Origin of the sequence: Methanoculleus sp. 10, assembly GCF_913757945.1 — an archaeon.
Lineage (GTDB): Archaea > Halobacteriota > Methanomicrobia > Methanomicrobiales > Methanoculleaceae > Methanoculleus.
In genome coordinates this window covers 169014-178700 of sequence record NZ_CAJYDP010000010.1, presented here as the reverse complement: position 1 = coordinate 178700, position 9687 = coordinate 169014, and the positions used below count along the sequence as shown (strand labels likewise).

The 9687-nt window shown below is 63.0% G+C and carries 11 protein-coding genes; 10 read left to right on the top strand and 1 reads right to left on the bottom strand.

Annotated features, from left to right (window positions below; translation table 11 throughout):
• From ftsY to QZ408_RS12645, 10 genes are all read left to right on the top strand, one after another.
• The coding region (gene ftsY / locus QZ408_RS12690; RefSeq protein WP_292492019.1) for a signal recognition particle-docking protein FtsY at positions 1–922 on the top strand (922 nt) is incomplete at its 5' end.
• Positions 922–2250 (top strand): signal recognition particle protein Srp54, encoded by a 1329-nt coding sequence (locus QZ408_RS12685; RefSeq protein ID WP_292492017.1) that lies wholly within the window; start codon positions 922–924, stop codon positions 2248–2250. The genes ftsY and QZ408_RS12685, both read left to right, overlap by 1 nt.
• A gap of 1 nt (position 2251) precedes the next feature.
• Positions 2252–2842 carry a tRNA (pseudouridine(54)-N(1))-methyltransferase TrmY gene (trmY, locus tag QZ408_RS12680; protein WP_292492015.1) on the top strand — a complete coding sequence of 197 codons (591 nt, stop codon included), beginning with the start codon at positions 2252–2254 and terminating at the stop codon, positions 2840–2842.
• Positions 2821–4059 (top strand): tRNA pseudouridine(54/55) synthase Pus10, encoded by a 1239-nt coding sequence (locus QZ408_RS12675; protein WP_292492013.1) that lies wholly within the window; start codon positions 2821–2823, stop codon positions 4057–4059. The genes trmY and QZ408_RS12675 overlap by 22 nt, the downstream gene beginning before the upstream one ends.
• Positions 4060–4063: 4 nt before the next feature.
• A complete protein-coding gene (locus QZ408_RS12670; protein WP_292492011.1) occupies positions 4064–4357 on the top strand; it encodes a 50S ribosomal protein L21e in 294 nt (97 codons plus the stop codon).
• A 21-nt stretch (positions 4358–4378) separates the two neighbouring features.
• Positions 4379–4729 carry an RNA polymerase Rpb4 family protein gene (locus tag QZ408_RS12665; RefSeq protein WP_292492009.1) on the top strand — a complete coding sequence of 117 codons (351 nt, stop codon included), beginning with the start codon at positions 4379–4381 and terminating at the stop codon, positions 4727–4729.
• A 17-nt stretch (positions 4730–4746) separates the two neighbouring features.
• Positions 4747–5310, top strand: coding sequence for a DUF655 domain-containing protein (locus tag QZ408_RS12660; protein WP_292492007.1), 564 nt, complete (start codon positions 4747–4749; stop codon positions 5308–5310).
• On the top strand, positions 5307–6080 hold the full coding sequence (gene rsmA, locus QZ408_RS12655; RefSeq protein WP_292492006.1) for a 16S rRNA (adenine(1518)-N(6)/adenine(1519)-N(6))-dimethyltransferase RsmA: 774 nt from the start codon (positions 5307–5309) through the stop codon (positions 6078–6080). Before QZ408_RS12660 ends, rsmA begins: the two co-directional genes overlap by 4 nt.
• A 2-nt stretch (positions 6081–6082) precedes the next feature.
• Positions 6083–6649: a HemK2/MTQ2 family protein methyltransferase gene (locus QZ408_RS12650; protein ID WP_292492025.1), complete on the top strand. Its 567-nt coding sequence runs from the start codon at positions 6083–6085 to the stop codon at positions 6647–6649.
• Positions 6650–7279: 630 nt separating this feature from the next.
• Positions 7280–7483 carry a type II toxin-antitoxin system HicB family antitoxin gene (locus QZ408_RS12645; protein ID WP_292492005.1) on the top strand — a complete coding sequence of 68 codons (204 nt, stop codon included), beginning with the start codon at positions 7280–7282 and terminating at the stop codon, positions 7481–7483.
• A 358-nt stretch (positions 7484–7841) separates the two neighbouring features.
• Here QZ408_RS12645 and QZ408_RS12640 read toward each other — a convergent pair whose 3' ends face one another.
• Positions 7842–9659: a hypothetical protein gene (locus QZ408_RS12640; protein WP_292492002.1), complete on the bottom strand. Its 1818-nt coding sequence runs from the start codon at positions 9657–9659 to the stop codon at positions 7842–7844.
• Positions 9660–9687 lie beyond the last annotated feature (28 nt).

Sequence of the window (9687 nt, the reverse complement as noted above, 5' to 3'; positions counted from 1 at the left end):
GGCGAAAGCGCCGGAGGAGAAACGGGAGACGCCCACGTTCTTCAATAAAGTCAGGGTCCTTGTCCGGGAGCGGGAGGTCCTCGTCGAGGAGAAGGACATCGAGACGCCTCTTCTTGAACTCGAGATGGTCCTCCTCGAGAACGACGTCGCGCTCCCGGTCACGGACGAGATCATCGCCCGGATGCGCCAGGACCTCGTGGGCCGGCACCGGAAGATCGGCGCATCGGTCGACGACCTGGTCGTCGCGACCCTGCGGTCGGCGCTCTGCGGGGTGCTCGGCGACGGTCTCGACCTCTCGCGTTACATCAGGGAGCACGAGCGGCCGGTGAAGATCCTCTTCACCGGCGTGAACGGGACCGGGAAGACGACGACGGTCGCAAAGGTCGGCCATTACCTCCAGAAGAACGGGTTTACGGTCGTGATCGGCGCGGGCGACACCTTCCGCGCGGGTGCGATCGAGCAGATCCGGACCCACGCCGACCGTCTCGGCATCAAGGTGATCCAGCACCAGGCGGGCGCCGACCCTTCCGCCGTCCTCTTTGACGCGGTCCAGTACGCAAAAGCGCACAATATCGACGTCGTCCTCGCCGATACGGCCGGCCGGTTCCACAACCGGGCAAACCTCATGAACCAGCTCGATAAGATCCGGCGGGTCATGAAACCCGACCTCGTCGTCTACGTCGACGAAGCGGTGGCGGGAAACGACGCCGTCATCCGGGCCGGCGAGTTCAACCGGGCGGTCGGGACCGACGCGGTCGTCCTGACGAAGGCGGACATGGACCCGAAAGGGGGTGCGGCCATATCGGTCGCGCACACGGTGGGAAAACCGATCCTCTTCCTCGGGACCGGGCAGGGCTACGACGACATCATGCCGTTCTCGCCCCGCATCGTGGTCGACGAACTCCTGGGGGGTGAAGCCTGATGCTCGACAACCTCGGCGCGTCGTTGAAGGACGCGGTCAAGAAACTCGCCGGCAAGACGGTGATCGACCGGGCGGCGGTCGACGAACTGGTCCGCGACCTGCAGCGGGCGCTCCTCCAGGCCGACGTCAACGTCAAACTCGTGATGCAGCTCTCCCAGGCGGTCAAACAGCGTGCCCTCGAGGAGGAGCCCCCGAAGGGGATGGGGGTCAGAGAGCACGTCCTCCGCATCGTCTACCAGGAGCTCGTCCGGCTGATGGGGACGCCGGGAGCGATGACGCTCGGGCCCCAGACGATCCTGATGGCGGGCCTGCAGGGGAGCGGGAAGACCACGACGACCGCGAAACTCGCCCGCTACTTCCAGCGCAAGGGGCTCCGGGTCGGGGTGATCTGCGCCGACACCTTCCGGCCGGGCGCCTACGACCAGTTAAAGACTCTCTGCGACCGGATCGGCGCCCCCTGCTTCGGGGACCCGGACGAGAAAGACGCCCTCCGGATCGTGAGAGAGGGCCTCCCCCGGTTCCGCAAGCAGTACGAGGTCATCATCATCGATACCCAGGGGCGCCACGCCCTCGAAGAGAACCTGATCGAGGAGATCATCAACATCAACGAGCTCTCGCACGCCGACCACCGGTGGCTCGTGATCGACGCGGCGCTCGGCCAGCAGGCGAGCGAACAGGCCCGCCGGTTCCACGAGGCGATCGGGATCGACGGCGTCCTCGTCACGAAGATGGACGGCACCGCGCGGGGCGGCGGCGCACTCTCGGCGGTCGCCGAGACGCAGAGCGGGATCGTCTTCATCGGGAGCGGCGAGACGATCGAGGACCTTGAGCGGTTCGACCCGGACGGGTTCATCTCCCGGCTGCTCGGGATGGGCGACTTGAAAGCCCTCGTCGAGCGGGCGGAGGAGGCGGTCTCGGCCGAGGATATCGACGTCAACGCCATGTTGAAGGGCAGGTTCACGCTCCGGGACATGTACAAGCAGCTTGAGGCGCTGAACCGGATGGGGCCCTTAAAACAGATCATGAGCATGCTCCCCCTGGGCGGCATGCAGATCCCCGACGACGCCTACGACATCACCAGCACCAAGATGCAGCGCTACAAGGTGATCATGGACTCGATGACGGCCCCGGAGCTCGACGACCCCTCGGTGATCGGGAGTTCGCGGGTCCACCGGATCGCCCGCGGCGCCGGGGTGGCGCCCGAAGACGTCCGCGACCTCATCAAGTACTACAAGATCATGCAGCGCGCCTTGAAGGGTATGCGGGGCATGGGCGGCGGCAAGTTCAACATGCAGCGCATGATAAAGAAGTTCGGCAGGACCCCGTGAGATGAAGCGGTTTGCCGTCGTGGGCCACCTTGCCGCAACGAGCGGCACCTTCAGCCTCAACGATCTTGCCGGGAGCGCCGGGAGGATGGATGTCCTCTGCCGGTGCGTCAACTCCGCGCTCTTCCTCTCTCACGACCTCCGGCGCGACGTCGAGTGTTACCTCATCCTCCGCGGGGAGCCCGGGCCCGAGAAGACCGTCCTCTTTTCGGGGAGTGAGATCCGCTACCTCTCGCCGGACGAGCGGAGCAGCGCCGCCCTGATCAAGAAGGCGCTCGCCCTCCCCTGCGGGGACGCGTTCCGCGAGTCGACGCCGGGCGTCTCCGTCCGCCGCGGCGGGCTCGCAAGGCTCCTTGCCGAGATCCCGTTTGCCGTCCTCGACGAGGCGGGGGAGGATATCCGGGCGGCACCGGCGCTCCCGGAGACGTATCTCCTCTCCGACCACCAGAACTTCACCCCGGAGGAGGAGGCGCTGATCGCGGGCTGCCCCCGCTACTCGGTGGGGCCGCGGTCGCTGCATGCCGATCATACCATCACCGTCCTCTTAAACGAGATGGACCGGAGGGAGTCCGGATGGATATCATACAAGAGGTAGAAGCAATCCTTGGATACGGCGAGACCTGCAACCACTGTCTCGGGCGATTCTTTGGCAAGCGGTCGTTTGGGCTGACGAACGAGGAGCGGGGGAGGGCTTTGCGGATCGCGCGCGAGCTCGCGGAGAACGAGCCGCACCGCGAACCGGAGCCGGAATCCTGCTGGATCTGCGGCGGCGAACTCTCCCGCACCGGCGCCTGGGCTGCGAAGGTCGTGGAAGCGGTGCAGGGCATCGAGTTTGCGACGTTCCTTATCGGGACGAAGGTGCCGCCGCTTCTCGCGGAGAGTGAGGAGATGGTCTGGAGCGACCTCTCCCTCCGCGATCCCGAACCGCTGAAGGCGGAGATGAACCGTGAGGTCGGCAAAGCCGTCTCGGCCCTCACCGGGAAGGCGGCCGACCTCAAACGGCCCGACATCGTCGCGATCCTCGACCTCGCGGAAGAGACCGTCGAGGTGCAGGTCAACCCCGTCTTCTTTGTCGGCCGCTACCTGAAGTACGAGCGGGGGATCCCGCAGACCCACTGGGACTGCCGGGCCTGCAAGGGGGCCGGGTGCGAGAAGTGCGACTTCACCGGCAAACAGTACGCGGACTCCGTCGAGGAGCTGATCGGCCGGCCGGTGATCGAGGCCTTCGACGCGGAGAACGCCGTCCTCCACGGCGCCGGCCGGGAGGATATCGACGCCCGGATGCTCGGGTCGGGCCGCCCCTTCGTCATGGAGGTCGAGGCGCCGCGGAAGCGGTCGGTGGACCTCACGGCGCTTGAGGCGGAGATCAACGAAAAGGCCGGGGGGAGGGTGGCGGTCCACCTGACCGGATGGGCGGATCGGAAGACGGTGCAAAGCCTTAAGTCCGACAAAGCGCATAAAAAATACAGGATCCTGGTCGAGACCGACGGCCCTGTAACCCCGGATGAGTTCAGGGCGGCCCTCGATCAGCTCAAAGGTGTAACGATACGACAGCGCACCCCCCTGCGGGTGGCACACCGACGGGCAGATAAAGTTCGGGAACGCGGTGTCCTCGATATCCGGTGTACAGGCGCACAGGACGACAGATACTGGGTCGAAGTCGTCGGCGAAGCGGGCCTCTACATCAAAGAGCTGGTATCGGGCGACAACGACAGAACCCAGCCCAGCCTTGCCCGGATCCTGGGGCGGACCGCACGTGTTGTCAGCCTCGATGTGGTGCTGGTCGAAACAGTGAACGAGTTTGGTGAGTAAATCTATGGCACATCACAATGGACCACGCAAGAAGACGCGGTATAAGTTCAAGAAGGACCTCAGAAGACGCGGTATCCCCCCCGTAACCTCGGTGATTCAGGATTTCGAGGTCGGGCAGAAGGTGCATGTTGTGGTCGAGCCGAGTGTCCAGAAGGGCATGCCCCACCGGAGATTCCACGGAAAGACCGGCACGGTCATCGGACAGCGCGGGCGCGCATGGGTGCTCGAGGTCAGGGACGGCGAGACGATAAAACAGGTGATTGCGAGACCGCAACATCTAAAAGCGCAGAAGGTATAATCCTCAACAGTAGTGATTGGCATGAAGGTAAAACGAATCGTCAGCGAAGAGCGGATGCTGCTTCCCGAACTGCGTGACACACTCCTTGCCGTGGAGGCAGCCCGGCTCGAGTCCGGAGAAGAGATGTCCTACGAGCTGCGTAAGAGTATCGAGCATGCCAATCATCTCTCGAAGACATCCGCCGAGAAGGCCCGCGACCTCGTCGACGAGCTCATGCAGCTTGAGAAGATGAAAGAGGAGATCGCCTACCGCATCGCGAACCTGATGCCGCGGACCCGGGACGAACTGCGGGCCATCTACGCCAAAGAACGGTTCAATCTTACAACGGAAGAGCTTGACGGGATCCTCGACCTGGTGATGACGCACTTCTGATTGAAGGGGTGGTGTCGATGAAGGGTGAGAGGAAAGAGGAGAACGCTGTAGTCATTGATGTCCTCCCGATGGGGTACATGAACGACCAGCGTCCCGTCTACAAGCGCGAACCGGTTGTCCTTGCCGTCGGCGTGGACCAGTTCAAACTGCTCGAGCTCGTCCCGAAACCGGGTGCGGACATCCAGATCCACGATCGCGTCTACATCGGCGATGCGGAGCGGGAGAAGATCGAGCGTGTCAAGCGGCGGATCGGGTATGAAGACCTGACGGCGACGGCGAAACTGGAACTGCCGTTCGTGGTCGAACAGATCGTCCGCGAGAATGAGCAGCGGTTCGTCGACTTCTTCAACAAGTCCGTCCCGATCACGCCGAAGTTCCACATGCTCCACCTGCTCCCCGGCATCGGGAAGAAACTGATGTGGGAAGTGATCGAGCAGCGGGAGAAGAAACCGTTTGAGAGTTTTGAGGATATCTCGCGGCGGATCAAATCGCTCCCGCACCCGGACCGGATGATCATCAGCCGGATCCTGCGCGAGATCGAGGACCCGAACGAGAAGTATCATATCTTCACCCTGAAATGAGTGCTCCAAGGGATCAGCACTTCCTCACCGACCAGAGGGCCGTCGAGAAGATTGCCGGGTTTGTCGATGTCTCCGGCCGGAGGGTGCTCGAGATCGGGCCCGGCGGAGGGGTGCTCACCCGGGCTCTCCTCGACCGTGGTGCGGAGGTCGTTGCGGTCGAGGTCGATCCGGTTCTCGTGGAAGAACTCGGGATCGCTTTTGCCGACGAGATCGAGGAGGGGCGCCTCCGGATCATTCCTGGCGATGCAAAGAAGGTGGACCTCCCCCCGTTTGATATTGTCGTCGCAAACCTCCCTTACTCGGTCTCTTCGAAGATCACGTTCCGGCTGCTTGAGATCGGGTTTGAGGTCGCGGTCCTGATGTACCAGAAGGAGTTCGCGCAAAGGATGGTTGCACGGCCGGGGACGCCGGACGTCGGGCGGCTCTCGGTGATGGTGCAGACCTATGCGTCCGTAAAGCCGCTGCTCGAACTCCCCCCGAACGCGTTCCGGCCAAAACCGCAGGTCCGCTCCTGGGTGGTCCGGATCACGCCGCACGAGCCGCCCTACCCGATCGCGGACCGGGCGGTCTATGCCGACGTCGTCCGGGTGCTCTTCTCCCACCGGAGAAAGACCGTCCGGAAGGGGCTCCGGAGCGGGAAGGACGCGTTTCCCCCGGAGGCCATCGAGCGGGCGATCGCGGGCCTCTCCGACGATCTCCTGCAGCGGCGGCCCGAAGACCTGACGCTTCGAGAGTTTGCGCTGGTGGCAAACCGGATGAGCGGGTGCTGATGATGCCCCCGGACCAGGTCTATCCTCCCGCCGAGGACTCGTTTCTCCTCCTCCGGGCGGCGCTCCGGGAGGTCCGGGAGAGAGACCGGGTGCTCGAGGTCGGGACCGGGAGCGGGTATATCGCGGCCGGACTTGCCGACCGGGCGGCCGCCGTGGTCGCGACCGATATCAACCCCCACGCCGTCCGGTGCGCCCGCGCCCGGGGGGTGGAGGCGGTCCGGACCGACCTTTTCTCGGGGCTCTGTGGCCCGTTCGACCTCATCCTCTTCAACCCGCCCTACCTCCCGACCATGCCCGAGGAGCGGATCGAGGACTGGCTGGAGTACGCCCTCGACGGCGGGCCGACGGGGAGGGCGGTGATCGAGCGGTTCATCGCCGATCTCGGCCGGGTGCTTTCGCCGTTCGGGCGGGTCCTGCTGCTCGTCTCGTCCCTGACCGGGCCTGACGAGGTCCGGGAACTCTTCGCCCGCCGGGGGTTCGTCTCGTTCATCGTCGATACCGAGCCGCTCGAGGGCGAGACCCTCTCCGTGATCCGGGCGATGCGGGACCTCTGCCGGATGGGGGCGTGAGGTTCTGGAGTTTTTGGCCTGCGGGGATGAAGGGGGCAGAGAAGTATACTGTGCAGGCAACCCGGTAGTGCTCCAGCAGAGAACTGATAATCGATCTCGGTGGATCCGACCGAAAATTTCCGTTATCGGGCTCGGGTAAAGCTCACCCTATTCCGGCTGTCGTTCATCCCTGACAAGATTGGTGCCGGACCCGGCCTGTCCCTGAGTTCGACCTTTTCTCGCAAGCATGGCCTCATGCTGTGGACCGGGGTGGCTATCGCCATGGGGGTGGGGCTGACGGGAGGGTCTTCCCTCCTGTCTCCAACGCGCAAAGATCCGTGCCTGTCATCAACCCCACTCCACCCGCGCTTCGCGCTCCTCCCCCGCCCCTCAAGGGGCGGGGGCAGTCATGGCGATACCCAGGGGAAAGCCGTGCCCCGGATTGCATGCAAGCGGGAACACCGGGATGAGATCTCAGATGACCAGTTGTTTCGTAGGGCACTACCGGCAACCTCCTCCTTTCCTCACTGCCCGGGGTAATTTCGTTAGCTCCCTCCTAAAATCGGCGTGCATCTTCCCTCCATCTATCTACCAAAACCCGTTGCACCGCGAGCAAGTAAGTATAAATTCACCCGGTTGATAGCTTATGGTATGAGATTGCGTGTAGTGCTTGTGCCCAGTGAGGAAGGAGGGTACACTGTCTATGTACCGAGCCTCCCCGGCTGTATTAGTGAAGGCGACACGAGGGAAGAGGCACTAAAAAACATCAGAGAAGCGATTGATCTATATCTTGAAACCGTGGAAGATGATCTTGTTTTCAGCGAAAAAGCCGAGCAGGTTGAGATCGCTGTATGAATAAGGTGCCTGCCCTGAATTATGATAGAATCATTGCAGCACTTCAAAGGGGTGGGTGAGTTGTGGTCCGCCAGCGGGGCAGCCATATCCGTCTGCAAAAACGCCTGTCGGATAAAATACGTTCTCTCTAATTCTATTCGGGTATCTTGTGTTCTTAACTGGGTAAGTAAGTCTGATTTAGGCTTATTTTCAGTCTCGATCCGGATATCTTGTACCCCCATTAGCAGGGAGACCGCTTCCGCAACCGGCGGCAAACCCCCTCACCCGGCGAGTTCCTTCGCATCATGGTGGCTATAATCTCTCAATCGTTCTCCAGTAGCGTGCTCCGGGCGGGAAAAAAGAACAGCAAGGCCTCCCCTTACTCCGGGAAGGGCCGCTCGAAGACCTCGTCGAACTCAAAGTGCGCGAACTCCGCAAACGGTGCGTCGAGAATCCCCTTCGCGAGGTCCTCCTTTGCCACGGCGAACGCGCCCGCATCCGGATACGCGATGAAGGTGTACTCGGTTGTGCCCCGGTAATCCTCCGAGACGGACGCCGACTGCATGAGCGCGATCATCTCGGGAGTGCCGACGGTCCTCCCCTCCTCCCGGTAACTATCGAGGAGGGCGAGCATATTCCGGTAGCGATAGTCGGTGGGCCTGACCGCTGCATGGTAGCCGTCCACCCGCTCGACGGCAGGAGGATAGGCGCCCTGATAGAGGTAGTAGTTGTTCGCAATGAGGAGGCAGTCGTCCGGCTCGACGACGCCCGGCCCGCGCACCGCGCCGCCGTACGAATCCGTCTCGAATGCCGCCGGAACGCTTCCTGTCCCGTTACGGTAGGGAGACGAGACGCCTGCGTTGTGTCCGCCCACCCGGGTCCCGTTCGCCCTCTCCCAGTAGGTCCACGCCCCGGCAACGTCGCTCTCGCTCTGGAGCGTATCCCGATAGAGGAAGGTGGTGGGCACAAGATCCGTTGCATTCCAGTCCGGGATCGACGGCGACGAGTGGGGCACGAGCACCAGGCCATCCTCGTTCATGCCGTTGAATGTTCCGATGAACCCGGGCCAGTCTATCCCGACCATGCGTTTTGCGCCCGGACCCGGGTCGACGGCGATGACGAGCAGACTGTTCACCGTGACCTTCCGCAGGTCGTTCTCGCCGTCCATGTTCTTGCCGTGGATCACCCCGCCGGCAAGTTCGTCGTTTGCCGTCAGGTTGCCCCAGGCGATCGCGCTCGTGCAGAGATGCGGCGACACGCCGGCGTCGCCTGTTGCGGTGCGGTTTATGCCGAGGTCGCCCATCATGAGGCCGTAAAGTTTGTAGTAGAGCATGAAGTCGTAGGTGTTCTCTGCGAGGAGGTCGTAGCGGGTGAGGTTCCGCGAGACCGATGAAAGGTAGAGGTCCGTGCCGCCTGCAGCCATCCCCGAGAGCATGACGTCGAGTTCGGCCATGTATGCCGGGTTTGCCGGTGCCATGTGCTCCCGGATGTAGGGGATGAAGAGTTCCTCGTAATCGGCGGGCGACTGCATGAACGACTCGATCAGGACGTAGTCGATCCAGTCCCGGATCTGCGGACCGCAGAGGTAGCCGTAGGCGTACGCCCGCTCGTCCGGCATCCCCCAGAGCTGGAGGACCCGGCATCCATCGATGACGGTGAGCCTTCCGCCGCCGCTGCCGACGGTGACGTTCGTATCGCCGCCGGGATAGGGCGTCGGAGCGATGAGAGTTACATCAATCCCGGTTGCTGGACCCCCCGGTGTAACAGCGACCTTGACAGGGGTGAGGTGAGACGGCGTGCAGTACCACCCGGTCGGGTCGCGGTAGTCGAGGTGGTCGATCCGGCCGTTGTCGTCCGTATCCGCCCAGGCGTAGATGGTGTAGTTCCCGGGGGCAAGTCCGGATATGACGTACTCGCCCGGTGCGTCGAGCGCAACAAAGCCGCTGACGTACTGCGAGCGTTCGGGACGTTCGCGCGTCTCCATAACCCTGATCTCCGATACCGTATACGCCGCGGCGTCGATCGCCGCAACGTAGATCGTTCCTCCCGCATAATCCCCTGCGACACTCCCGGAGATGGAATCTCCACCGGCCGAGGCGGTATTCATGCAGCCTGCTGCAGCGATGAGGAGGATCATGACGCCGAGGATGCACGCGGGCAGGTACGTGCGCAGAATGGGTTCTGATATCTGGTCCATTACCACTGCATCCAGTAGAGAAGAATAA